The organism is Phyllobacterium zundukense (genome assembly GCF_025452195.1).
In the GTDB taxonomy this organism is placed as follows: domain Bacteria; phylum Pseudomonadota; class Alphaproteobacteria; order Rhizobiales; family Rhizobiaceae; genus Phyllobacterium; species Phyllobacterium zundukense_A.
In genome coordinates this window covers 493486-519418 of record NZ_CP104970.1, presented here as the reverse complement: position 1 = coordinate 519418, position 25933 = coordinate 493486, and the positions used below count along the sequence as shown (strand labels likewise).

19 protein-coding genes and 6 pseudogenes are annotated in these 25933 nt (G+C 56.4%); 5 read left to right on the top strand and 20 right to left on the bottom strand.

The window, feature by feature from the left end:
• Position 1: 1 nt before the first annotated feature.
• The 7 genes from N8E88_RS04300 to N8E88_RS04270 all read right to left on the bottom strand — a co-directional run bounded on the left by N8E88_RS04300 (position 2) and on the right by N8E88_RS04270 (position 6336).
• Positions 2-709, bottom strand: a complete 708-nt coding sequence (locus N8E88_RS04300) for an ABC transporter ATP-binding protein (RefSeq protein WP_262290810.1) — start codon at positions 707-709, stop codon at positions 2-4.
• The gene (locus N8E88_RS04295) at positions 702-1460 is read right to left on the bottom strand and encodes an ABC transporter ATP-binding protein (protein WP_262290809.1); all 759 of its coding nucleotides are present in this window, start codon (positions 1458-1460) and stop codon (positions 702-704) included. The genes N8E88_RS04300 and N8E88_RS04295 overlap by 8 nt, the downstream gene beginning before the upstream one ends.
• Positions 1453-2439, bottom strand: a complete 987-nt coding sequence (locus tag N8E88_RS04290; protein WP_262290808.1) for a branched-chain amino acid ABC transporter permease — start codon at positions 2437-2439, stop codon at positions 1453-1455. The genes N8E88_RS04295 and N8E88_RS04290 overlap by 8 nt, the downstream gene beginning before the upstream one ends.
• Entirely contained in the window at positions 2439-3302 is an 864-nt protein-coding gene (locus tag N8E88_RS04285) for a branched-chain amino acid ABC transporter permease (protein WP_262290807.1), read from the bottom strand. The genes N8E88_RS04290 and N8E88_RS04285 overlap by 1 nt, the downstream gene beginning before the upstream one ends.
• A gap of 76 nt (positions 3303-3378) precedes the next feature.
• Positions 3379-4632, bottom strand: a complete 1254-nt coding sequence (locus N8E88_RS04280) for an ABC transporter substrate-binding protein (protein WP_262290806.1) — start codon at positions 4630-4632, stop codon at positions 3379-3381.
• Between the two features lie 37 nt (positions 4633-4669).
• A complete protein-coding gene (locus N8E88_RS04275; protein WP_262290805.1) occupies positions 4670-5443 on the bottom strand; it encodes an SDR family oxidoreductase in 774 nt (257 codons plus the stop codon).
• On the bottom strand, positions 5443-6336 hold the full coding sequence (locus N8E88_RS04270) for a beta-keto acid cleavage family enzyme (RefSeq protein ID WP_262290804.1): 894 nt from the start codon (positions 6334-6336) through the stop codon (positions 5443-5445). The genes N8E88_RS04275 and N8E88_RS04270 overlap by 1 nt, the downstream gene beginning before the upstream one ends.
• 431 nt (positions 6337-6767) lie before the next feature.
• Here N8E88_RS04270 and N8E88_RS04265 point away from each other — a divergent pair, with 431 nt between their 5' ends.
• Positions 6768-7472, top strand: a complete 705-nt coding sequence (locus tag N8E88_RS04265; protein WP_315975191.1) for a GntR family transcriptional regulator — start codon at positions 6768-6770, stop codon at positions 7470-7472.
• Positions 7473-7658: 186 nt separating this feature from the next.
• Here N8E88_RS04265 and N8E88_RS04260 read toward each other — a convergent pair.
• The 9 genes and pseudogenes from N8E88_RS04260 to N8E88_RS04220 form a co-directional block, all read right to left on the bottom strand.
• Positions 7659-7799, bottom strand: a pseudogene (locus N8E88_RS04260) (EamA/RhaT family transporter); the annotation flags it as partial.
• A 150-nt stretch (positions 7800-7949) separates the two neighbouring features.
• Positions 7950-8648 (bottom strand): HAD family hydrolase, encoded by a 699-nt coding sequence (locus tag N8E88_RS04255; protein ID WP_262290802.1) that lies wholly within the window; start codon positions 8646-8648, stop codon positions 7950-7952.
• Entirely contained in the window at positions 8645-9538 is an 894-nt protein-coding gene (locus N8E88_RS04250; RefSeq protein ID WP_262290801.1) for an endonuclease/exonuclease/phosphatase family protein, read from the bottom strand. Before N8E88_RS04250 ends, N8E88_RS04255 begins: the two co-directional genes overlap by 4 nt.
• 85 nt (positions 9539-9623) lie before the next feature.
• Positions 9624-10901: an ABC transporter substrate-binding protein gene (locus N8E88_RS04245; protein ID WP_262290800.1), complete on the bottom strand. Its 1278-nt coding sequence runs from the start codon at positions 10899-10901 to the stop codon at positions 9624-9626.
• A gap of 74 nt (positions 10902-10975) precedes the next feature.
• Entirely contained in the window at positions 10976-11824 is an 849-nt protein-coding gene (locus N8E88_RS04240; protein ID WP_262290799.1) for a carbohydrate ABC transporter permease, read from the bottom strand.
• Positions 11821-12723 carry a carbohydrate ABC transporter permease gene (locus tag N8E88_RS04235; RefSeq protein WP_262290798.1) on the bottom strand — a complete coding sequence of 301 codons (903 nt, stop codon included), beginning with the start codon at positions 12721-12723 and terminating at the stop codon, positions 11821-11823. The genes N8E88_RS04240 and N8E88_RS04235 overlap by 4 nt, the downstream gene beginning before the upstream one ends.
• Positions 12720-13910: an ABC transporter ATP-binding protein gene (locus N8E88_RS04230; protein WP_262290797.1), complete on the bottom strand. Its 1191-nt coding sequence runs from the start codon at positions 13908-13910 to the stop codon at positions 12720-12722. Before N8E88_RS04230 ends, N8E88_RS04235 begins: the two co-directional genes overlap by 4 nt.
• A 92-nt stretch (positions 13911-14002) precedes the next feature.
• Positions 14003-14758, bottom strand: coding sequence for a MurR/RpiR family transcriptional regulator (locus N8E88_RS04225; RefSeq protein ID WP_262290796.1), 756 nt, complete (start codon positions 14756-14758; stop codon positions 14003-14005).
• A 115-nt stretch (positions 14759-14873) separates the two neighbouring features.
• On the bottom strand, positions 14874-15488 hold the full coding sequence (locus N8E88_RS04220) for a recombinase family protein (RefSeq protein ID WP_262290795.1): 615 nt from the start codon (positions 15486-15488) through the stop codon (positions 14874-14876).
• A 125-nt stretch (positions 15489-15613) separates the two neighbouring features.
• On the opposite strand from N8E88_RS04220, the pseudogene N8E88_RS04215 reads away from it, so the two are divergent.
• From N8E88_RS04215 to N8E88_RS04205, 3 pseudogenes are all read left to right on the top strand, one after another.
• Positions 15614-18500 (top strand): annotated as a pseudogene (locus tag N8E88_RS04215) (Tn3 family transposase).
• A 50-nt stretch (positions 18501-18550) separates the two neighbouring features.
• Positions 18551-19924: pseudogene (locus N8E88_RS04210) on the top strand (NAD-dependent succinate-semialdehyde dehydrogenase); the annotation flags it as partial.
• A gap of 743 nt (positions 19925-20667) precedes the next feature.
• A pseudogene (locus N8E88_RS04205) lies at positions 20668-22207 on the top strand (MFS transporter).
• Positions 22208-23508: 1301 nt separating this feature from the next.
• Here the strand turns inward: N8E88_RS04205 and N8E88_RS04200 are convergent.
• Entirely contained in the window at positions 23509-23721 is a 213-nt protein-coding gene (locus N8E88_RS04200; protein ID WP_262290794.1) for a hypothetical protein, read from the bottom strand.
• Positions 23722-23759: 38 nt separating this feature from the next.
• Between N8E88_RS04200 and N8E88_RS04195 the strand changes: the two are divergent.
• Positions 23760-23846, top strand: a pseudogene (locus N8E88_RS04195) (IS6 family transposase); the annotation flags it as partial.
• 101 nt (positions 23847-23947) lie between these two features.
• Here the strand turns inward: N8E88_RS04195 and N8E88_RS31700 are convergent.
• From N8E88_RS31700 to N8E88_RS04185, 3 genes and pseudogenes are all read right to left on the bottom strand, one after another.
• A pseudogene (locus N8E88_RS31700) lies at positions 23948-24126 on the bottom strand (transposase); the annotation flags it as partial.
• 319 nt (positions 24127-24445) lie between these two features.
• Positions 24446-24655, bottom strand: coding sequence for a cold-shock protein (locus N8E88_RS04190; protein WP_262290793.1), 210 nt, complete (start codon positions 24653-24655; stop codon positions 24446-24448).
• 268 nt (positions 24656-24923) lie between these two features.
• Positions 24924-25799 (bottom strand): D-amino acid aminotransferase, encoded by an 876-nt coding sequence (locus N8E88_RS04185; protein WP_262290792.1) that lies wholly within the window; start codon positions 25797-25799, stop codon positions 24924-24926.
• Between the last annotated feature and the right edge of the window lie 134 nt (positions 25800-25933).

The window sequence follows — 25933 nt, the reverse complement described above, 5'->3', positions numbered from 1 at the left end:
TCTATTGTCCAAGGTAGGCTGCGGCGACCGCAGGATTGTTGAGCAACCCGGAAGAAGGCCCGGAAAGCGTGATCGAACCGAGCTCCATCACGTAGGCATTCGTGGAGATTTCCAGGGCAAGCATCGCGTTCTGCTCCACGAGAAGCACACCGGCACCCGTCTCCTTACAAATCTGAACAATCGAGCGCATAAGATGCTCTTCAATAAGTGGCGCGAGCCCGATTGATGGTTCATCGAGAATGTAAAGTTTCGGATCGGACATCATCGCTCGAGCGAACGCCAACATCTGCTGCTCGCCCCCGCTCAATTGCCTAGCCTTCAACGTGCGCTTTCGCGCCAGAACAGGGAAGAGCTCGTAAGCGCGGTCCATGTCACGGCTAATCGCGCGCTTATCGGTTCGAAGATGAGCACCGAGGAGCAGATTTTCCTGTATCGTCATCCGCGGGAAGAGCTCGCGCCCTTCCGGAACCTGGACCACACCGGCTGCGACAATGCCCGCCGGACTGGTCGCCGTCAGGTCCACTCCGTTGAAGGTTATGGTCCCAGTTGACGGCGCGATGAGTCCCGATATCGCGCCGAGCAATGACGTCTTGCCGGCGCCGTTGCTCCCGATAAGTGCGGTGATCGCGCCCGGGCCGACATCGATCGAGACTTTGTCGACCGCCTTGATTCCGGAATAATCGACTGAGAGATTGCGAACCTCAAGCATCCTTCCCTCCTCGGCTTCCCAGATAAGCCTCGATCACCGCGCTGCTATTGACGATGTCAGAGGGTGGCCCATCGGCAATTTTCTTTCCGAAGTTGATGACTGTCATGTGCGAGCAGAGACTGAGAACGGTCTTCATGTCATGCTCGACCAGCAGGATCGTGATGCCGCTCTTGTTGATTTCACGAATTGACGCCGCCAGCCCTGCCTTCTCCGTTGCATTCAAACCTGCAAGAGGCTCGTCCAAAAGGAGAAGCTTTGGCTTTGCAACAAAGGCGGACGCGACCGAAAGTGTCCGCTGCATCCCCCCTGGAAGGATGCCTGCGATCTGGTTTGCAACATGCCCGAGCTTCATGATCTCGAGCACTCGGTCGACATCTCCCTCAATTTCCTTTGATCCCGGGTTCTTGAGAAACCCAGCTGGAGCCCAGGGAGGAGAAAGACGCGCGATGGCAGCCATACGGATGTTGTCGCGAACCGTTGCCTCAGAATAGACTTTGATGAGCTGAAAGGTTCTAACGACTCCAGCGCGTGAGACGACATGCGGCTTCAGGCCGGAAATTCGCGTCCCTTCAAAGTTGATGCTTCCAGTGGTCGGCTTCAGGAACCCACTGATCAGGTTCATCATCGTCGACTTTCCGGATCCGTTTGGACCGATCAATCCGTGTATGTGCCCACTTGAAACCTTCGTGGAGACGCTATCGATTGCGGTTAGGTTGCCAAAACGACGGGTAACATTTTCCAGTTCAAGCATTGGAAGCCTCCTTTTTCGAGCGTCGTCTTGAAAGGAGTGATTGGATTCTGGAATCGATCCCCCCGGGGGCGACAAGGAGTACGAAGATAACGCACACGCCCCATATCAACGGCACGACCTGGGGTACGCCACGGAATAGCTGCTCGATCCCGGTCAAGAAGATGAGACCTGCGATAGGTCCGATGTAGCTGCTCACGCCGCCGACGATTGCGGAAGCGACAATCTTGAACATCAGGGTTGAGCTGAAATCGGCAGGCGAAACGATACCGTTGTAGCTCGCCATGAACCCTCCGGCGATCCCGGCGAGCGCCGATCCAATGACGAACACGAGACTCCTATAACCCCACGCGTTAATCCCGAGAGAAACGGACAGTTCCTCGTTCCGGCCGACAGCCTGGACGGTCTTCCCAACCCGAGAACGCTCGAATGCGAGGAGTGTAAAAATTACGATCGCCAACACAGCCAGAAGCAGGAAGTGGAAGCTTGTCACATCTTCGAAGCCCTGGGGCCGTTTGATAAACGCGATCCCACTGGTTCCACCTGTTATCTCGCGAAACTGGATAAAGCTCTGGCGAAGAGCCTCGCCGGCAGCGAACGTCGCGAGGAAGAAGTAATACTCGCGTGTTCGAAGGACCGGATAACTAATCAGCAGCCCGAAGATCAGGGCGATAAACCCGCCGATCACAATCGTGATGCCGATCGGAAGATTATACGGGGCTTGGGAAAGGAGTGCGACAGAGTACCCGCCGAGGCCCATCGTTGCCACATGTGCAAACGACCATCCTCCCATGAGGGTAATTAGGCGGTAGCTTACAACCAGAAGGCAGTTGAGAAGGAAAATGATAGTCACATCCTTCCAGTAGGAGGTTACGAGGACCGGCAGAACCGCCAACGCCACGAGCAAGCAAACCAATATCGCTAGTTGTGTTCTCACCGTGATTGACGGAGGAGCAATTTTCTTTGCAGTGGAATCGCTCATCAGTCTTTCTCCCCGAAAAGACCCTGGGGCCGAATTGACAGAACGATGAGCATGATGAGCGCGCTAAACATTGCGAGAAACCTGCCGAAGCCTGCCACGGACACCAACGTGTCAAAGATACCGAACATCAATGCTGCTGCGACTGCGCCCCAAATTGAACCGATCCCACCGACGATGATGATAATGAATGCCTTCCAGAGAGCGTCGACGCCCATGAAAGGATTAACGCCCGCCACGGGTGCCATGACGACACCTGCGGTTCCCGCCATGATGGCACCTATTACGACCGCCAATGATCCGACGAGCTTGATGTTGACGCCCTGAAGCAAAGCGCCTCTTTTGTTTTGAGCGACGGCCCGCATTGCTCGACCGAGACGAGAGCGCTCCATGAACAACCACAGGGCAACGATCATGATCGCAGCAACCACCATGACCAGCACGCGCTGATACGGCATGATCGCTCCCCCCAGGAACAGGACTCCTGGGACCGGCGGCTTAACGATTTGGCCCACGGCGCCGAAGGCTTGGACTACGCAGACTTGAAGAATGTAGGAGAGCGAGAGCGTCGCCACATAAATGCCGAGAGGGCGATCCGCGAGTGGTCGTATGATTGCTGCGTTGGCAAGTAGACCCATCGCTGCGAGCACCAGAGCGGCTACGCCCGCACTGACTGCGTAGCCGACAATGCTACCCGTGACCGGGGAGATTACCGCCAACGTCACCCATGCCGCGTACGCACCGAGCATGTAGAAATCGCCATGTGCGAAGTTAACGACGCGCATCACCCCAAAAACGAGTGCCAATCCAATGGAAAAACAGACGTAGAATGAGGTCAACGATAAGATATTCAACGTAATTTGCATGACGCGCTCACCTCGGAGAAGCCATAGGGGAGGTGGTTCTTGCGCCGTGCGCAAGAACCCTCTCGATGAGACTGGATTAGTCTTTCGTCACTTGACCGGTCGACTCAAGTACAGAAAGCGCGGCCGCTTTGTTCTTTTCCCACCAGGCAGCCGTGTCGACGGTGTCATCCCGTTTGATCGCTTTGCCAGTTTCGTCGATCTGGTAGATCGGCATTGCCGTGGTCAGCAGATTGTCGACACCGTAGATATCCATTCCGCCCCACGGGGAGGCTCCGAAAATCGGATGTTCAACAGATGGGCCGCTTTTCAGAGCAGCGAGAACAGACGCTCCATCCGGAGTCTTCGCAGCCTTGATCCCCGGCTCAAGCGATGTCATCGATGCGTAAGCCATCGACGTCAGATAGGTCCAGTCGGCTTCACCGTACTTCTTGGCATATTCGGCGAAAAGAGCATCGAGACGCTCGTTCTGGCCCTTTAGCTGCGCATCGATCGCGTAAGCGCTATAGAAGCGGTTGGCAATATCTTCGGGCGCGAGGCGTTCCAGCAGGAACTTCAAAGACCACCCTTCGCTGGCAAAGAGCCCTTTATAGCCAAGCTGTTGCATCGCTTCGACCATCAGAGCCTGTTGGCCCGGGGGGAACCCGAGTTCAAGCAGAAGGTCCGGTTGAGCGGCAGCGACAGGCGTCACCACCCCCATAATGTCGCTCGCCATAGCCATGTCGTAGGGGGTTTCGTAAACGATCTCGATGCGATCACTGTACGGCGCCAAGCCGGCTTTGAAGTATGCCGCCGCCGTATGGCCGTAAGAGGCATCGGGCACCAGGATTGCAACCTTCTTGACCTCGGGATGATGTTCGACGACGTATGCCGCGACATGCATGTAGTTTGCGGGTGCACCAGTGATTGCACCGATGAGATATGGGAACTGCTTGCTCAGATAGCCCCCACCATAGGTCATGGTGAGAATCTTGTTTTCGGTCACGAAGGAGGCGATTGCCTTGCGAGCCGCGGGTGTCCACGTCTGGAGAAGGAACTGCACACCGTCGTCCTGCACCGCGCGGCGGGCAGAAGTAAGTTCGTCGCCAGGCGTATAGCAGTTGTTGTCATACGCGTGCACTTCGATGGCGTGTTGCTTGCCGGTAGCATCGGCGATGCCGCCTCCCTTGTTTATTTGGTTAGCCCACATCTCAACGCCACGCGTGATCGGGATGCCGTACTGAGCACAGGGTCCCGTCTGTGGCGTGATCACGCCGACTTTGATTGCGTCGGCGTGAGCGAATGTGGCTGCCGACAGAGCGGCGACTGCCGTAAGAATATTGCGCTTTATCATTCTTGTAGTTCCCCTTTGCTTGAGTTGGAGTCTTAGTCTAGCGGATGACCTCCGTATTTCCGCAGATGCCGAGTGACTGGCCTGAGACGGACCGGCCTGACGACGAGCATACGAAAGCGATAAGATCGGCGATCTCCTGCGGGTCGATCATCTTGTGCATCGAGATATTCTTGAGCTCATCGGCCCAAGCGGCTTCCTCTGAAATGCCCAAGAGTTTCGCGCGCTCGGCAATGACGCGGTTCATGCGGTCACCGCTCACGGATCCCGGCAGAACCGAGTTCACACGGATGTTGAACTCACCAAGTTCCATGGCGAGGGACTGGGTAAAGCCGATCACGCCCCATTTGGCGGCCGCGTATGGAGTGCGGTTCGGAAACCCTAACCGTCCAGCGGCTGAAGAAAGATTGATGATGCTGCCAGACTTCTGGCGCTTGAGGTGAGGGATAACGGTGCGGCAGAAATAGAACTGAGCGTTGAGATTTACGACAACGGTCTCATCCCACTGAGCCGGGGTAATATCCTCGACGTTTTTCGTCGGCCCAGCGATCCCAGCATTGTTGACAAGAATATCGACGCCGTTGAGCAACGAAATCATTTCCTCGGACACTGCCGTCACTGCGGCAGCGTCGCGCACGTCGCACTGGTAAGCTGTGATGTCAGGATTTTCCTCACCGAAAGACTGCAGCGCAGCCTCACTAATGTCGCACACGGCGACTTTGGCTCCAGCCGAATGAAGCGTACGGGCGACAACACGTCCGATCCCGCTCGCTCCGGCGGTGACGATAGCACGTTGGTCGAGTAGGCTCACCATCACGCACCTGCCTTAAGGCCAAGCCGATCGCGGGCAGCACTAGAGCTCATTACCTTCGCGCCCATAGCCTCGATGATTGTCTTAGCACGTTCGACGAGAGCGACGTTGGTCGCAAGTTCACCCTTCTTCAGCCAGATATTGTCTTCGAGGCCGACGCGCACGTTGCCGCCGAGAACCACAGCCTGCGCGACCATAGGCAGTTGCATGCGTCCGACGCCAAAAGCAGACCAGATAACGTCCTTGCCCTGCGCCATGTCGGCGAAGGCTTTCATCGACGTCGTCGTGGCAGGCGCGCCGTAGTTGACGCCCAGGCAGAACTGAACCATCGCGCTGCCCTCGAAGTAACCCTTTTCGAGCAGTTCCATCGCAAGCTGCATGTGACCGAGATCAAAGACTTCAAGCTCGGGCTTTACGCCCAAGGCGCTGATCATTTCAGCGCCCTGACGTACCTGTTCGGCCGTGCTGACATAGACGAGATTGCCGGGCCCAACGTTGTAGCTGCCGCAGTCGAGCGTGCAAATGTCTGGGCGCAGCGCCTCGACGTGGACCAAGCGCTCCTTCTGGGAAACCAAGTCGGTTTCTTCGGTGACGAGGGCGAAGGGATCGTCTTTGCCAAACGTTACGTCACCGCCCATTCCGGCGGTGGTGTTGATGATGATTTCCTTATTCCTTTCGCGAACCAGGTCGATCACCGCTTTGTAGAGATCGGTGCGGCGGCTGCCGACGCCGGTCTCGGGATCACGGACATGGATGTGCGCTATTGCTGCACCGGCCTCTGCCACTGCAAGGACGTCCTTTGCGATCGCCTCCGGCGTGATCGGAACGTTCGGGTTCTTCTTAAAGTTTTCACCCGCTCCCGTAACAGCACATGTAATGAAGACGTCGTTGTTCATACGCTAGTTCTCCGAGTTGCGGGAACCTGCGCGCGCGTCCGCAAATCCAATCAACGGGTTCGTTTCCCGTTGTGGATAAGCACGGACCAACTCAAAGAGTTGGCACGAAATCGGGCGATCAAGGCTGTTCCCTATTTTGTTGATCTTTGATCAAGAAAACATTAGCTCAACGCGACGGTTTGTCAATGAAAATTTAGAAAATCATAGGAGGCGACTGTCACATTGCTGCTATGTATAGGATTTTAGGCATTTTTTTCCACGCTATGCACCGCCACAAACCATACATGAAGCGCAACAGACACCCATATTTTGTTAGCACGGATCTTGACATTTGATCAACAATTGTCTGTTGATCGTATCAAATCTTCTCTGCAAGCTATTGATGCGACTGGTCGCGAGGCTCTAAGGTTCGGCGCGCCATATAGGTAAGGATGTTCGCCATCACTAAGTTCAAAGTCCCCCCACTCCGGGAGGTGTCTCCCAGCTCGACGCTCGACCATGTTTACACGGAGTTGAAGCATGCGGTGATGGCTGGAGAGTTTCAGCCCGGCCAACCAATGAGGCTCGAGGAGCTCGCGACTGCTTTCGGAACGAGCCACATGCCCATTCGCGAGGCTCTGAATAGGCTCGTGGTCGCAGGTGCTCTCGAACAGGCGCCCCGCCGCTCCGTTCGCATTCCCAAGTTGACTGAGAAGCAGATCCGCGACCTTTTGGCGGTTCGTTTGGTCAACGAAGGTCAGGCGGTCGAATGGGCAGCGAAATCCTGTACGTCGGCTGACATCGCAAAACTAGCAACGCTGAACTCGAAGCTGGACGACCTTGAGAATGCTGAAGAATTCGATGTTCGACAATATTTGAAATTCAATCAGTCGTTCCACTTTACGCTCTACGCGCTATCTCAGAATGAGATTCTCCTCAAGACCATCGAAATTCTCTGGCTTCAAAGCGGTCCGCTTCTTCATTTGCTGGCGGCCGGAATGGCTTTGCAACATGGACATAAGCGCCATTCCGAGGTCGTCGCATGTCTTGCTGCAGGTGATGGTGTCGGCGCGAGCGAGGCGCTGAAAAACGACATTCGCGAGGCTTACGCGACGATGTTCGCCACCATTAAGAAGGGTTGGCCGGATCGCACCTGAGACGTTGACGGGGCTTCGGCAAGAAAAATGATGGACGGACCTATGGGGTCAGCCAACTTCTTTATACGGCTTTCAAACAACTGCACGCCTCAAGCGCAGTCGCGTCTTCACCGGGTTGCTCTCTTTCAGAAATGCCTGCCGGCAGGCGAAAAGACGACGAACCCGCATGCCGCAACCGCGATTCCCGAGTGCTGCTGCCAAGATTATGATGACAAGGCTTCGCATAAACAGGATTTCTGGGACCGCGTAATCGGCAACGAGCCATTTGGCCAACGCATCCTGCATTGCGAAACAGGCATAGCCGGCACAGGCAAGTACAATTCCCACAAGAGGTGGCTGTCGGCAGTTTCAAAGGTCATAATAATATCTCGGAAAATCTGGCGCGATGTATCCAGGAGTTGGCGGTATTAAATCGAGAGGTGCCGTTGCCCGGCCCTTTTTTCAGGAAGGACCAGGCGATACTATTGCCGATGCGCGTCAAACCGCTTCATGTAATATCTGCGCAAGATCGGAGATCCGCCATAGGAAGCCGTCCGGTTCGCAGCTCTGCAGAGCGGAGTGCATCCGTTCGGATTGATGTGCGGCGCCTATGAAGGCGCAGCTGCGCATTTTCGCGCGGCGGGCCGCTTCGAGACCAGTGACGCTATCCTCAATCACCAGGCACTCTGACGGCTGGACACCCATTGCCTCCGCAGCAAGAAGGAAGACTGCGGGATCTGGCTTATGTAGACCAAGGTCGTGAGAAGAAAAAAACCTCGGCCCTATCAGATTGAAGATCTTTGCAGAGCGCATGCGCAGGATAAGATCTTTTCGTGTTGCGTTCGAAGCGACGCAGAACGGAATGCGCAGGGTTGTCAAAGCATCGACAGTTCCAGCCGTGGGGGCGACGCCGGCCAGGATTGCCTCGCGCCATTCAACGTCTACCTCCTCCATGAAGCGCTCGGGCAGCGAAACGGTGGCGAGTGCTTCAAGCAGGGTCACTTCTTGAGCGCGAGGAACACCGGCGAGCGTGGCTGCGATATCGGCCGGTGAGACGGTCCGACCGAGTTCAGCGAGTTTGCTGGAGATGATCTGCGCAACAAGTGCCTCTGTCTCAACCAATGTTCCGTCAAAATCGAATATGATCAGCTTCGGCGGCACGGCAGTAATTGTATGGCTTAATGAAGTACCAATCATCGACTTGCTTTCATCCCGAGATCGAGCGTGACAAAAATGGGTTGGTGGTCCGACCCGGCTGCCTCTTGGTCGATCCTCATCGAAATCAACGACGGAACGTAGTCTTCTGTGACAAAGCAATGGTCGAGCCGCATGGGCTGTTTCTCTGGCCGCTTGAAAGTCCAGCCTTCTGCTTCGCCGTGCCCGGTCATAACCCAGGCATCGAACAGGCCGTCGGCCGGCATGACCCTCTTACGCAGCATCGGCGACGCATCACCTAGCAGGTGTTCATATTCAGGCGCGTCCGGCTCAAAGTTCATATCGCCCATGATGACGCCGCCGCGAGGCCACGGCGGCAATGGCCCAGGGAAACCGGCATCGTCTGGCTCTGCACCGCCCCACGGCCCGCCGCGGCGCGCGGCGTCGAGCATAATCGCCCGCAGCGCCTCGGCTTGCGGCATGCGGTTCAAAGGGGAAACATGATCGAGGTGCGTGCAGCAGAAGCGCAGGGGCGAGACCGGCGTGGCGATCACGGTCTCCAACAGCGTACGCTGGAGATGAAGCGTTCCGTGCAGGCCAATCTTCGGAAGCGTGTGGTTGGTAACACTCTGGATGGGCCAACGCGACAAAACCATGTTACCAAACTTATGGCGCAGGCCGGGCCGGCCGCCGGTTACACTTCCATTGAGGTGAAGGTCAATACCAGGCCCGTAGGCCCAAAATTCGCGGCCCAACAGACCAGCGATTTCAGCCGACTGATCGACGAAATCCCTTAGCGGATTTCCGATTTCCACCTCTTGCAACGCGATGATGTCCGCATCACCAAGATCAGAGACGATTCTGGCAAGATCATGCCGTTCGTCCTTCCCGACCCCATACTGAATGTTGTAGCTTGCAAGTATTATCTGCACGGTTGTTGGCTCATTTCCTGTTTGGATAGTGGCAGAGATACGAAGGGTTTTGGCCCGATTCCCCTCCCGGCAATCGGGCCTTCACTCATTTCAGAAGATCGGCCGTCTTTGTAGCGATGCGCTTCAAACCGTCTTCCGGCGACAGTTTTCCACGTTGAACAAGGTCAATCACATCGCGCTGGGCGCGCCAGATCTCAACACCGGTGGAACCGGGATACGCATACCAGGACCCAGCAATTCCTGTTTGTGTAGCGGCGGTGGCGTAATTTGGATTTGAGGAATAGAACGGCCCCAAGAGGTCAGAGGCTTTCTTGTTCGTGGGCATGTAACCCGTGGCTTCAGCGATCTGGGCTTGTGCCCCAGGTCCTGTGACGAACTTCACGAACTCCCAAGCAAGTTTTTGCTTCTCAGGATCCTTTGCGAGAATCACCGCCGCATTTCCACCCGAAGGAAGGCGGCCACTCACCCTGTCAATAAGCGGATAAGGCGCAGTTCGCATCGCGAAGCGGTCGCCGATCGTCTGCATGAAGGAGCGAACAGAAGAAGGCGAGGTTATGTAGAAGCCGAGCTTCCCAGCAAAGAACAGTTCCTTGTAGGAGTTTTGCGCCGTCGCGACATCCATGTCAGTCGCCTCCGCGATGTGGCGCAGGAACCGCAACGTTTCGAGACCAAGAATGTTGTCGTATCCGACCGCCTTCTCATCCTTGGTAAGGATGGCGCCGCCACGCTCGAGAATCGCTGCCTGCCAGAGCCAATCACTCTCGAGGGATCCGACGGAATAGTTCATTCCGCGGACGTCTCCGCCAAGCGCATTGATTTTGCGCGCCAACGCAATCACACCTTCCCAATCGGACGGGAAGTGGTCGGGGTCGGCTCCAGCCTTCGTCACAAGGTCCGCGTTGTAGTAAACGATCGGCGTTGAGGCATTGAAAGGAATGCCGTATTGAACGCCATCGACTTGGCCCAAAGAGAGAATGGCGGGCGAGTAATTCTGCTCCAGCCATTCTTTACTTTCGGCGCCGATAAACGGCGTTAGAGGAACTGCCTGCCCACGAGCCTTCAATGTCGTCACGAGAGGGCGCAGTACCGAAAATCCCGAGAAGTAGACGTCCGGCAGGTTGCCGGTCATGGCATTCCGGGTGACGACAAGGTTCGCTTCGTTGTAATCAGGCGGGGAAACCCGGAACTCGACCCTGACGTCCGGATGAGCTTTCATGAATGCATCAGCGAGCGGCTGGTAGTTGCCGTGGTCCCCGGGCCAGGCGTGGAGGACCTCGAGTGTGGTTTCCGCCTGCGCAGGCGCGATCGACAACACCGCAAGGCCCATGGCCAGGCCGAGCCATCTGATTGTACGATTGATCATAGATTTCATCTCCGTGGAAAGCGCCCATGGGCGCGGTTGGCTCGGCCGCCGTGGGATCGGTGCCGGGTAATGGATTACTTGATTGCACCCATCGTGATGCCCTCGACAAAGCGGCGCTGGGCGATGAGAAAGACAAGCGCAAGAGGAAGGGTGATCAGCGTCGCCGCAGCCATGAGAGAGCCGTAGGAGTCACCACCGTCGGCATCACGAAAGAACAGGATGCCGAGCGTTGGCGGCGCAAGATCCGCCGAGGAGATCGCAATCAGTGGCCAATAAAGGTCGTTCCAGTGATAGGTTACCGAGAATACACTGAAGGCTGCAATTACGGGCATCGATGCAGGCAGGATGATGCGAAGCAGGATCGTCGTGTGCGAACAGCGGTCAAGACGTGCGGCCTCAATAACCTCGTCCGGGAAGGCGCGCAGAAACTGGCTGAAAAGCAGGATCGCCAAGGGGGAGACGAGAAAAGGGGCGACCAGCGCGAAATAGGTGTCCAGTGCCTGTATCCAGGCGAGCCCTAAGAAGATCGGCAACGCGATCGCCTGAAACGGGACCAGGAGCGCGAGCACCGCCAACGCTAACAGAGGCCTTTTCCCGTGGAAGCGGAGTTTGGCGATAGCGTAAGCGCAAGGAAGCGCCGTGGCGACTTGCGCAGCTAGTATGAGAGTGCACACGATAATGCCATTCAGCATAAAAGAGAGGACGGGCGTCTCCGCAAGCACGCGTCCGTAGTTCTCCTTGATGGCAAGACTGCGCGGCAGAAACATCCGCGAAACGTCGAAGATCTCAGCCGGGTCACGTATGGAACTGAGGATCATCCACGCGAACGGGAGGCAGGCGAAGCTGATCCCAAGCCAGATCACCCCATTTGACAAGCTCGATGCGATGAGGGAGCGGAACGGCCGGCTAGTAAATGAAGTCATGGCTGTCTCCTCCGGGCAAACCACATTTGCAGGGTCGAGACGATCCCGACGAACGCGATGAACAACATGATCAACGCACTACCGTAACCGATGCGAAAGTAGGAAAAGGCCTGCAGATAAGTTTCATATAGCAGCACGTCGGTCGCTCCCTGTGGACCGCCCTGTGTCAGTACGGCGACAAGGTCGAAAACCTGGAATGCCTTGATCGTGGTCAGCAGCAGCACCACGACGGTTGTAGGTGCAAGGAGAGGCCAAGTGATCCTTCGAAACCGCTCCCAGCCACTCCCCACACGATCAAGAGCGGCAGCTTCGTAGACTTCGGTTGGAATTGCGGATAGCCCAGCGAGAAACACGACGAAGCAGAAGCTCGACTGTTGCCAAACCGCGATCAAAGCAAGACTTGGAAGAACGAGCTCAACGTTTGACAGGAATTCGACAGGCGCCAGCCCCATCGCCTTGAGCGCTACATTGATCGGGCCGATCTGGCCGTGCAGCAGCAGGCTCCACACAATCGCCATGACTGTCATCGTTGCCGTTAACGGTAGGAAAAGCAGCAATTCATATGCCCGTCGCAGTCGGCCGCGCGCGCTTACCAAAAGTGCGAGCACTAATCCGATCGCCACGGAGGCGGGTACCACGAGCGCCGTGAAGCGCAATGTATTCAGGATGGCTCGGCCGGCATCATCGCTCTCGCCAACTCGCATGAAGTTTTCGATGCCGATAAAGTGGATATCCGTGCCGCCCAGTTGGTAATCGGTGAACGAGAGCACGACGACGGCCGCCAATGGAAGCAAGGTCATCGCAACAAGCAGCAAGATGGCTGGCGATATGCAGATAACGGCATCAAACGCGACAGAATCGCGAAGCGAAGGACGTTCCCCGACAGCGAGAGTAGTCATTTTGCCACTTCCATTTCCGTCCGCAGCAGAGGATGGAACGCCGCAGCATTCCCTTCCTCATCGAAGAGATGAACACCTCGCTTTTGTGCCACGAGGTGGAACGCTCCGGAGAGAATGCCCGTAGCGCTCACCTCGTCGAATTGATCAACAGAGAGCCGGCAGGTCGCCGACGCTCCAAGGGCCATGGTACGGCAGCGAATAAGCACTTCTGCACCCATACGCTCAACCCGGTCCAAACGCGCAGTGAGGGCGAAGCGAGTGCCCAATGGCTCGGAAGCTACGATGTCGAAAGCCTCAGGCCGAACTCCAACCTTCGCGCTGCCGTTAGGCAACGAGCAGCCGCCGAAAGGTTGTGTTCCGTTGACGAGCCTAACTCGCCCGGCCGAGTCAACGTTGACCGGGAACAGGTTGATCACCGGCTGCCCAATGAAAGAGGCAACGTCGAGGTGACTTGGAGAATCGTAGATTTCTTGCGGCGTTCCGATCTGACGGATCCGCCCTCCCATCATGAGCGCGATCCGATCCGACATGGCCAAGGCATCTGATTGATCGTGCGTGACGAACAAGAAGGTCGCACCGATCCGTTTGTTGAGGTCGACGATCTCGGAGCGCATCGAGATACGAAGCTTCGCATCCAGATTCGATAGCGGCTCGTCCATGAGAAAGATTCCCGGCTCTCTCGCCATAGCCCGCGCGAGGGCAACGCGCTGACGCTGACCGCCGGAAAGGTGCGCTGGCCGCCGCCGCAACAGATGTGCGATCTCAGTCAGGTCCGCCGCTTGACGCACTCGATTGGAAATCGCTTGGCGAATTGCACGCGACCCCGGCAGGACGCGTCCCAGCAGCGGCAGACGTTGGAGCGCAGACAGTTCGGTCATTTCAAGCGACAGCGCAATGTTGTCGGCCACGCACATGTGCGGATAGAGCGCATATGATTGAAAGACCATCGCCAGATCACGAGCGCCGGCGGGTAAGGCATCCACCACCTGTTCACCCAGTCTGATCGAGCCCGCCTCCGCTCGCTCCAGACCGGCAATGATCCGCAGCAGAGTAGACTTACCACAGCCGGAGGGGCCGAGCAGCGATACGAGCTCCCCTTCTTTGATGGAGAGGTTGATATCCTTCAGCACAGCTTCGCTGCCGAAGGATTTCGTGACGTCTTGGAGTGTGATTGAGAGCCCTGGCATCCGCTTAACCTTTCGTTTGAAGCGGATATTCAGGATTTTTGTTTCAGTCCTGTGACATTTGGAGCAAAGCTCCACCAGGAGCTTTACACCGCCTAAGCCTTTTTCTGGTGCTCGATAAGAGTCGCGACATATTCCGTCAGAAGAATTACTGAAGGCAGCAGGCGAGCAGAACCGTCCTTCGGCCAGGCGCCGAAGGTTGAAAGCTCCAATACGACCTGTGCCATCTTGGCTAGCGGGCTCGCGGGTTGCGTTGTTAAGGCGAAGGTGTAGCTGCCGCGGTCACTAGCACGCTCCAGAAATGCGACGGTCTCTTCGCTAAGTCCGTTGTAAGATATGCCAATCGCTACATCTTCATTCGTGAAGGAGCTTGCGCTCGCGAGCGCGAGGTCGCCGGAACGAGGCACATTGACGATGATTCCCTGATATGCGAGGCGAGTGGCAAAAAGCTCGGCGCAAATTCCTGAGACGCTTACGCCATAGGCCACGACTCGGCGCGCGCGGCAAAGCCTCGTTGCTAGTTCTAAGACTTGTTTGAGTTTCATTTGGCGGGCAGACCGCTGGATAGATGCGCTCAACTCCTCGACAATAATATCAAGCCTGGGGTCACGTCTCAGTGGTCCGCTTGCGCTCGCCTCGATGGACCTGTCCCGAGTGGCTTGGAGAACCCGCTCGCGCTCAATCTCGCGCGTCAGAGCAAGTTTGAAGGCGCTGAACCCGTCAAATCCAAGAGTCTGACAGAGGCGGATCACGGTTGATTCACCGGTGCCGCAGGCACGACTGATTTCGGCGATAGACGAGCTCACCACCAGTTCAGCATTCTGCGCTATGAAAAAAGCCGCACGCGCCATCGCGGGGGAACCGCGTTCCACGAGGCGGGACGTCCGATCGATCAGGCTAATTTTCTCAGATTTCTCCATATAGGTCCGGTTCCATTTAGGGGTTGTTTGTGGGAGGGGCGAAATCCTACGCCAAGCCGAGGACACGTTTTCCATAGTCCCTGAGTTCACCCTTTGGGCCGACGTAGCGATAGAGGGTGACACGTTCGATTCCGAGTTCCTTGCACAGATCGGAAACGGAAGTGTCGCGTTGCGCCATGGCGGCTTGCGCGAGGCGCACTTGTGCCTTGGTGAGTGCAAATTTGCGCCCGCCTTTTCGGCCACGCGCCCGGGCGGCAGCGAGACCGGCCATGGTGCGTTCACGGATCAGATCCCGCTCGAATTCGGCCAGGGTGGCGAAGATTCCGAACACCATGCGGCCGGAGGCGGTCGTGGTGTCGATCTGGGCACCCTTCCCGGTCAGCACACGCAGACCGATCTTGCGGTCTGACAGATCCTTCACGGTGTTGACCAGGTGAGCAAGCGACCGCCCGAGGCGATCGAGCTTCCAGACCACCAGCACATCGCCGGCGCGCAAGGATTTCAGGCAGGCGGCCAGACCAGGCCGATCGTCACGGCTGCCGGAAGCGCGATCCTCATAGATGTTGTCCAGTTCGACGCCGGCGGCGCGCAGATCGTCGTGCTGCAGATCGAGGGACTGCGAGCCATCGGCTTTGGAGACGCGAGCGTATCCGATCAGCATGTTTCTTAAACGTTGGTTTGAGGCGGCGAAGAAGTCGCGGTTGATTTGTTAGCGCAAACTGTATCTTAACCAGCATCAGAAACAAAGCCTCTTAAAGCTAGATAAATTTAGAATAAGGTACAAGCATGCCGCGCCGCATCATTTTAACTGATCGCCAGAAGACTGCCATCTTTCGCCTGCCCGTCGAACAGGCAGACCTCCTCAGGCATTATACCCTCAGCGACGAAGATCTCGAACATATCCGGCACCGCCGCCGGGCTCATAACAAGTTCGGGTTCGCCCTGCAGCTTTGCGTCCTGCGTTATCCTGGCCGTATTCTGGCGCCAGGGGAAATCATCCCCCTCGAGGTTGTAGAGTTCATCGGAGCGCAGCTTGGGCTGAACGAAGACGATCTTCTCGACTATGCCGTTCGGGAAGAAACGCGCCACGAGCACCTTGCGGAGCTGCGCCAGGTATACGGCTTTCGCTCCTTTACCGGGCGTGAAGCGGCTGATCTGAAAGAGTGGATTTACAAAGAAGCAGAGCACGCTGTCTCCAACGAGGATCTGGTGCATCGGTTCGTGGAGGCCTGCCGGCATCGCCTGATCATTCTGCCAGCCGTCACCACAATTGAACGATTGTGTGCGGATGCATTGGTCGATGCTGAGCGCCGGATAGAGTCACGGATCGCCGACCGACTTGCTCCTGACGTTCGCCAAGAACTGTTAGGCTTGCTTGCTGATACTGTGGATGGCCGGGTGACCCGCTTTGTCTGGCTGCGACAGATTGAGCCTGGCAACAATTCGGCAGATGCCAATCGCCTGATGGACAAGTTGGAATATCTGCAAGGAATTCACCTTCCGGACGATCTCTTTCTGGAGGTGCCGGCTCATCGGGTAACGCGTCTGCGCAGACACGGGGAGCGCTACTATGCCGATGGTATGCGGGATTTGCCCGAGGATCGCCGCTTTGCCATCCTTGCTGTATGCGCTTCGGAATGGCAGTCCAGACTGGCTGATACTATTATCGAAACCCATGACCTTATTGTCGGCAAGCTCTACCGATCGGCGGAGCGGCTTTGCGAGGCCAAAATTGCCGATGAAAAGATCGCCGTTCGCCAGACCTTGAAATCTTTCGCGGAACTGGGCGGAACTCTGATCGGAGCGCAAGATGATGGCGAGGCCCTCGATGCTGTCATCAACACAAAGCCAGGCTGGGACGGATTGCGTTTGCTTGTCGCCACTGCATCAAGACTGACGGACACGCTGGCTACAGACCCTCTCAGTCACGTGCTCACTGGATATCACCGATTTCGCCGCTATACGCCAAGAATGTTGATGCTGCTGGATATTCACGCAGCAGCGGTCGCCATTCCTCTCTTGAATGCGGTGCAGATACTGCGACGCGGTGATGGCAAGGAGCATCCACGGGATTTTCTACGGAACGGATCAAAATGGCATCGCCATTTGCGAGCGCAACCCAATGACGATCACCGGCTTTGGGAAATCAGTGTGCTATTCCACCTGCGGGATGCTTTCCGGTCCTGCGATATCTGGCTGAGGCGATCACGCCGTTATGGTGATCTGAAACAGGTGCTGGTTCCGGCACAGGCTGTCACTCATACCGCTCGTCTTGCCATCCCCTTGCGCCCTCAGGAATGGTTGGCGGATCGTCGTGCACGGATGGACATTGCGCTCAAAGCCCTGGGGCGCGCAGCCCGAAATGGAACGATTCCTGGCGGCTCCATTGAAAACGGTGTGCTCCATGTCGAAAAACTGGAAGCTGATGTACCGGGCGGCGCCGAGGATATGGTGCTCGATCTTTACAAACGCATGCCCGATACCAAGATCACCGATCTGTTGCTTGAGGTCGACACCATCACAGGTTTTTCGGATGCGTTCACGCATTTGCGCACTGGAGCGCCATGCACGGACCGGATTGGCCTGATGAATGTCATTCTGGCCGAGGGGATCAACCTCGGTCTGCGCAAGATGGCCGAAGCAACCCACACGCACGGTTTCTGGGAACTGATGCGTATAGCGCGTTGGCATGTAGAAGGCGAGGCCTACAACCGGGCCTTGGCAATTGTCGTTGAAGCGCATGCCAATCTGCCCATGGCGGCCTTCTGGGGTACCGGCCTGACCGCATCAAGCGACGGACAGTTTTTCCGGGCCAGCCAAAAAGGCGAGGCAATGAATCTAATCAATGCCAAGTATGGAAACGAGCCCGGGCTCAAGGCCTACAGCCATGTCTCGGACCAGTATGCTCCATTCTCTACGCAAGCGATCCCCGCCACAGCCAGTGAAGCCCCTTACATTCTCGATGGCCTCCTGATGAACGAGACAGGCAAACAGAATCCGCGAGCAATATGCCGACACAGGTGGCTTTACAGACCACGTTTTCGCCGCCTGCTCGATCACTGGCTTTGCATTTATCCCGCACATCCGGGATCTACCGTCCAAACGGCTCTATGCTTTTGATCCAGCAAGTGCCCCAGCCCATTTACGTCCACTGATCGGCGGCAAGCTCAGCGAACCTCTCATTGAAAGGAACTGGCCGGATATCCTGCGTGTTGCCGCCACGATGACTGCCGGTATCATGCCACCCAGCCAGATCTTACGGAAACTTGCATCATATCCCAGACAAAACGAACTGGCTGTCGCTTTACGGGAAGTTGGCCGGATCGAACGGACGCTTTTCATGATCAACTGGATCATGGACGTCGGCATGCAGCGGCGTGCACGGGTCGGCCTGAACAAAGGCGAGTCACATCATGCCTTGAAGCAAGCAGTCAATTTTTATCGGCGTGGTGAAATTCGTGATCGCTCCACCGAAGGTCAGCACTACAGGATTGCAGGCCTCAATCTTCTCACCGCTATCATCATCTTCTGGAATACCCTGAAACTAGGCGATGCCGTCAAAAGTCGAGACAATGCCGGTTTACCAGTTCCGCCTGAACTCCTCGCTCACGTCTCGCCGCTTGGCTGGGAACATATAAATTTAATCGGAGAGTATAGGTGGCCCATCGCTTAAAGTAGGATTTCGCCCCCTTCCGCAAATAACCCCCGGATTCCACGAAGCGCTTTCCAGTCTTCAATCCCTCCACTGGGGAGCTGTTGGCAGAACTTCCGGACATGGGCGCTGAGGATGTTACCAAAGCGATTGACAAAGCTCATGCCGCCCAAGGACATTGGGCCGGGCTCACGGCCCGCGAGCGCTCGGATCTCTTATGGAAATGGCATCAACTGATCCTCGAGAACAGCGACGATCTCGCTGCAATCCTGACGGCCGAAATGGGAAAACCTCTGGCTGAAGCGAAGTCCGAAATCGCCCATGCAGCAGCCTATCTCCAATGGTATGCAGAAGAGGCAAACCGCATTTATGGCGAGACGATCTCGGCACCCTCAAACGACAGGCGGCTGCTGGTGATCAAGCAACCGGTCGGTGTGGTCGGTGCAATTACGCCCTGGAATTTTCCAGCGTCGATGGTCGCCCGCAAAATCTCGCCGGCGTTGGCTGCTGGCTGTACCGTTATCCTGAAGCCTGCCGAGCAAACACCTCTTATCGCCGGCGCCATGTTCGTGCTTGCCCAGACGGCTGGCTTTCCCGAGGGCGTCCTCAATCTGATCTACGCGTCGGAAGGTGACGCGGTTGGCCGCGAACTGTGCTCCAACCCTAAGGTCCGCAAGATCAGTTTCACAGGATCGACCGAGGTCGGACGGCTGCTCATGCGGCAATGTTCGGATCAGATAAAGAGGATAAGCTTCGAGCTCGGAGGCAACGCCCCCTTCATCGTCTTTGATGATGCGGACATCGATGCTGCCGTCGATGGTGCGATACAGGCGAAGTTTCGCAACGCCGGGCAAACTTGCGTCTCGGCCAATCGCCTGTACGTCCAGTCCAAAATGTACGATGAGTTCACGCAGAAGTTCACGGAGCGTGTCCGAGGCCTGCAGGTTGGTGATGGCTTCGATCCGGATGTTGCGATCGGTCCACTGATCGACACATATGCCCTGGCGAAGATCGAAGCGCATGTGGATGATGCCATTCGAAAAGGAGCAAAGATCGAATGTGGTGGCATTCGCGTCGGCAACTCCGCAACGTTCTTTGCGCCCACCGTAATCAGGGACGTGGTCAGCACCATGCGGCTGGCTCAGGAGGAGACCTTTGGCTCGTTAGCGCCGATCATCCGCTTTGAAGATGCCGAGCAGGTGGTTCGCGAAGCCAATGACACCATCTACGGTCTCGCGGCATATTTTTATGCCTCCCACCTCAAGCGCGTCTGGCGCATTGCTGAAGCATTGGAATATGGCATGGTCGGCATAAACACGGGCCGAATGTCATCCGAGGCAGCCCCCTTCGGCGGCGTCAAACAATCCGGGATCGGGCGCGAAGGATCGCGTCACGGGCTCGAGGACTATCTCGAGATGAAATATCTCTGCATGGGCGGTCTCTAGGATCGTGGCCTGGAAGCCGTTCACGCGCAAAACCAATGCGACAGTTGCTGGGTGCTGGCGACAGAGTCACCCTCATCTGGCTGTATGCCGTTTGGGTAGAAATTGTGGGCCAGTGTGAAATATCAGGATCACAGGTTCCTTTGGCGATCAAGAAACCTCGAGAGTCCAGTTCTCTCAGAACAACGATAGAGGAAGCCGAATTTGGGCGGTACGAACCGCAATTTTGCAGGATCGTACCGATAAAAGTGGGCATTTGCTCCAAATCGTCGCGGCCCACAGGCTAAGGTGGTGGCAGCTAGCACCCTGAAACAGGGCGATTGCATAGCGCCGTGGATTATTCCAGAGAATGCCTCCGTCACACTCGCCACAAGTTCCATCGTGCTGCTTCGGCAAAATTAGGTACAGCCATAGCTGTCCTGGCGGACGAACGCTCGATTGGAGCTCTGTGCGCGTTAGCTTTCATGCACATAGAATATTGGGGCCCAGAAGAGTGAAGTCTGCCTTCAGGATCGACCGTATGCTCGGTCCGATTCTGGCCTCCGCTCTCGTGCAGGACTTACCGCTGATGGTGGACGTATCACATCGGGCGCTGGAGCACTGCTGGCCGTTTTCACACCAGGGCCAAAGCGTAGCGGGCAGTGTTCCGCCCTGAACACATAGCCGAACATGTTCTCCTCTTCTCGGCCCACCCCAGCAGGCCAGAAGACTAATCTGATGCCAATAGTCATAACAAGCGCGAGCCGATGAAACGTCCAGGAAGTTTGGCCAATAACGTGAATGGTGTAGCTGGTGACCATGCGGATGCTGCGTTGCCAGGGACGTTTGCGCCGCTTAAGAACCGGTCCTTCCGATCAATCTGGCTTGCCGCGCAGGTTTCCAGCCTCGGCTGGCTAATAGAGTCCGTCGCCATCAGTTGGCTGATGGCGACGACCTCGACTTCTGATCTGATGGTTGCACTGGTCCAGGCTTCCACGACCCTGCCCGCATTCATCCTTTCCGTGTTTGTCGGGGCCGTCGTAGACAGTTTCAATCGCCGCAAAGTCATGCTCGTCGGTCGGGTCTTGATGATGGCGTCCTCTGGAATCTTGACTGTTCTCGTTGCGCTCGGCTTCGTTAACCCCTGGATCCTACTTGGGGTCGGCTTTTTGGCGGGATGTGGCGCCGCACTCAATGACCCGGCCTGGCAGGCTTCCATTGGCGATATTGTCGAGCGCCGCGATCTACCGGCTGCCGTCACCCTTATCTCGATTGGCTTCAACACTGTCCGCAGCGTCGGTCCCGCGCTGGGCGGCATCATCGTCGCCGTCTTCGGACCGCTGTTGGCCTTCGCCTTGACCACACTTGGCTATCTGGCGCCAATATCTGTCCTGTTGCGGCATAACTGGAAGGTCCGCTCGTCCCCGCTACCTCGGGAATCGATACTCACTTCCATTTATGACGGCGTGCGTTTTACGGCGATGTCATCGGAGATAAAATCGGCCATCATGCGTGGAACGCTCTTTGGTGTGGCCAGCATTTCAATCCTGGCTCTGCTTCCCCTTGTCGTTCGCGATCAGTTGCAAGGAGGACCTGTTGCGTTCGGCATTCTGATGGCAGGCTTTCTCTCTGGCAATAGGGGGTGCGGGTTGGGTCACCGCATGGGCGGGAGTGGGCGTGACCGTCCAGCTGGCGAGCCCCCGTTGGGTTGTAGGCCGGACTCTCTCAATCTATTACGCCTTCACGTATGGGGGCCTGGCCGCTGGCAGCTTGATTTGGGGCGCCGTGGCCCAAAGCTATTCGCTGACTTGGGCGCTTGGCGGGTCGGCAGGAGCTAGTCTGTTAGTCGCGCTGTCCGGCTTCCTGTTCCCGATCCGCGAACGGCACGCAACCGACCCAGATCCCGCTGAAAACATCAATGCGCCTTCAATCGCCCTCGATCTGAAGCCGAGAAGCGGGCCCATCGTCGTCAGAACCCATTACCTGGTACCCAGCGAAAACGTGGACCTGTTCATGAGTCTCATGCTGGAACGCCGGCAGGTGCAAAGCCGCATCGGGGCGCGGCATTGGACACTCACGCGCGATCTGCAAGTGCTATCGCGGTGGACAGAAACATTCCGCACGCCGACCTGGGCGGATTACCTACGACTGAACTATCGCCTCACGACGGCGGAGAAGGAACTGGATGACCGTATTCGTCAATTGCACGAAGGGACGCTGCCGCCAGATGTGACAATTTCAATTGAGCGCCCGACGGGCATCCTGGCCAAGTCCAATCAGCCATCGCCAATCGTTCCCCAACGGTGATTTTAATGGCCGCCAGTAGATTCGCCTGCGCATTGAAAGCCGGACAGAAAAGACACACGGGCCTCCCATATATGATCAAATCATGAGCCGCTTCTCCACATCCCAAGTGCGGGCGATCTGAATCAAGACCGCCGATACCTCTGGCCAAGCACCTACTGGATGGTCGATTTTACGTCGGACGCTGGGCCGATGCTTTTGGGACCTATCGGCAGGTCCCAAATTCGGGTGCTATCGCTCTGTCATCCGTGACGAAGTCGCAACTAACCTGCCATCCACCAACTGGGAACGGCAGCGGCAAAAAGGGAAGCATCTTAAAGATTTCGGTCTGCTTAACTGCATCTCGTTCTACGTGCCGCTCGGCTATATGGCCCCGGTCATCGGTGTGCTAGCCGATGCGGAGATCTCGGTCATGCGTGCAGAATGCGCCCCCTAGCTACTGCGGCTGTCTTGTCGAACGAGCGGCGATCAGGCTTCGCAAATAACGAACATGGAGCAAGAGGGCCGAGACAGCGGCAAGGCATGCGGCTAGGAAAAGTAGTAGCGCGAGTGATTTGGTTGCGAGCGGCCCCAGCGATTGCAGTGATCCGAGCCACGGAGAGGTTCGAAGTCGTGAACTCTGCCGTGACAGCACAAGCAACGGCCGAACGGGAAGAACTGCCCAACGGAGTCGGTCGGCATTCTTAAGGCGACTGAATACGAGGCCTCCAATGTGAGCGGTAACTGCCCATGCTGATAAAATCAAAGCCGTCGCCGCCCTGTCCGCAACTCTTGCCACCGCAGCCACCTCGATGCAGGCCAGCATGCCGTAAGCGGCAGTGCAGAAAGAATCAGGCCGACGGTCAACCAATTTATCCGTCGATCAGGTTTGCGTTTCACTGGTAATTGAAGTTTCTCAATTTTGTGCTCGGCGCGACATCCGATCTGTGCGAAGTCAACCCGAGCAGAGTCGCGCAAGAATTGTCGCGCCAAACTCCCCTACGGCATTCGTTAGCGCGACAATTAACGGCGCGACGACGAACGCAGAGCTCGCCAGATCCGCCTCGGTGTCGAAAGCTGCTCCGAAGGCGGTTGCCGTCCCGCAAGCTCGTCAGGAGCGCTCTTGCCTGTGCTGTGATCGGTGGCAACTTGGCACCGGCAAGCATGGAAACCACCACTGCGGCGATCTTGTCAGGCTCTTCGGAGCCGTGGAAAGACCTTGCAACTCGACTTCGAAGAAATGATCGTCGACGTCAGCCCCGGCTGGCTGCGGTACAGATTGGATTGACTGATGCAAGAGCGTTGCAAGCTCCACATCGCCGCCTTCATCGGGGTTTCATTGCCTTGAGAAGCTGAGCGCAATCGAATTCGATGACAGTTAGAGCTGTTTCGCCCGGAAAAGTGGTGCGGAAAATCACCTTGTCGCAATACGCCATCCCGGCAAGCCGCCCGATCCCCCGGAAGCCAGCATCTCGTTGACGATCCTTCTTCGATGCGCCAATCGAAGTGAGGGTATTCCAAGCCTGCTCGGCACGCACACCCAGTCCATTATCCTTGATGCGGATATTTCGGCACCACGGCCCGAAGAACTATCCAGGGTTTCGAGGCCATCCTATGGCTGAAGAAAGGCTTTGGCTTTTCCGTCGGATGGTCTGTCAACGACTCGACTGCTTTTCGATCACCAGCCAGCGATCGTCGGTTCTGTCCAAATCTTTTTGGCGTAGAACATGATTTCGCGCATGCCGCAAAAATGAGGTACAGAGGTAGCTGGCGAATGTTAGCCTGTCCTCTTTGAAACACGTCCTATCAGTTCCTTCCCTCCGGCGACGCGGAACCAAACTTGGCCTGGCCGCGAACTAGGCCACGTTTGAAGCTTTCCATCGCCGGGCAAAGGCTTCAACGGCCAATGCAGTAAGCGGACCTACCCCAGGGATCGTCTGCACAAGCTTCGCGAAGCAGTTCGGGCAGTTCGCAAATCGGCTCTTCCAATATGTTCGCGATGCGCTTCGTACAGATGCGATCGCAGCGCGTTCACGAGTTCAGTGCGCTGGCGCACCAGCCAGTTGGCGCCAGACCTTTCGAAGTGGCGCATCTAGATGAAATACCATCTGCCAACGACCGTCCGTCCGTTCACGTGTTCCCGATGAAACTTCTCAGTGTTTGCCGACCAAGTGCGGTGTGATTGATAAGAAAAAGGGCCGACCCCAGCCCTCTTGCTTTTCAAGATCCCTCGCCGCTGGTCATGCGAACGAGACGCATCGTTTAACCGGCGCTCAATTGATCGGCCGACATTTTGCCCGTTTTCTTGTCCCGTACGATTTCGTAACTGATTTTCTGGCCGTCATTGAGGCCGCGCAGCCCAGCCCGCTCTACGGCAGAGATATGGACAAAAACATCCGTACCGCCATCATCCGGCTGAATGAAGCCAAAACCTTTGGTCGAATTGAACCATTTAACAGTGCCAGTAGCCATTTTAAACCTTCTTGGTGCGTATGGGCGTGCGAGAGATTGGCAACAACCCGGTTATAGTGCGGCTAGAGATTCATAGTCACGACCGGAAATGTCAATCAGGAGAATTGCTTAGAGGACAATCTCCCTCCTTTCGGTCTCAACCATCGGTTTGATTCTACAAAGCGCTGGGAAATTCTCAGTCGTTGTTGCGGACGCCTACTCCGATCACGGTGGCAACGGCATATGGACCGCCGACACGGCATCAGACCCGCGAGAACAACTGGCGACGTTAGCGAGTACGCTCAAAATCTCCGGTCAGAACATTCGTAGCTGTGTCTCCGCTTCGGGCAAAATCCAGATAGGCTTTTTGCAGCCTCAGCGTAACCGCACCAGGCTTCCTATCAGCGACTGGCTGTGTATCGATCTCAACAACCGGGATGACGAAAAAGGTAGCGCCTGTGAGGAAGACCTCAGACATCTGACGCAGAGCGGAAACCGTCATTGGTTCTTCCTTGACAGGCAGTCCTAGTTCCTCGGCCAAAGCAATGACACGCTTGCGTGTGATTCCTGGTAGAATTGTTGGCCCGAGAGGATGCGTCCAGACAACACCATCTCTATCCACCCCGAAAACGGTGGTAGATCCACCTTCCGTGACGATGCCGCCCTCGTGAAGTATTGCCTCGCCCGCCCCCAGGGCATGCGCTCGGGATTTTGCGAGAACCTGTGCAAGGAGGGAGGTCGATTTTATGTCTCGACGCTTCCATCTAAGATCTTCAACCAGTGCGGCCGAAATGCCGGAATCGAGCCTCGGATCGGAATCGAGCAGCTTTGGCTGGACAATACCAAGGATGGTCGGGGACAGGTCCTTGGTCGGCACAAAATCACGTTCCATCACGCCACGCGTGACTTGAATATAGACGGTCCCCGTCTCAATAGTATTCGCATCGATCAACTGGTGATGAATGGCTTGCCAATCGGCATCACCAAGGTCCACTTTGATGTCGATGTGCTCAAGAGAGGAGCGCAGGCGAGAGAGATGCGCATCGAAATCAACCATGCGTCGTCCGACAAAGGCTGTGACTTCATAGATCCCGTCGCCGAGATTAAGCCCGCGATCAAAGATTGGTATCCTGGCTTCCTCTATTGGAAGATACCTACCGTCCAAATAAGCGATCCGAGCTGATGATATGCCGCTCATCGTCCACCTTTGAGAATTGGTCCGGCAACTGCGGAGGCTACGTCGTTGTGCTTGTCTGGATCGACAAGACCAGATTGTCCCATCAAGCATTCGGTCATGAT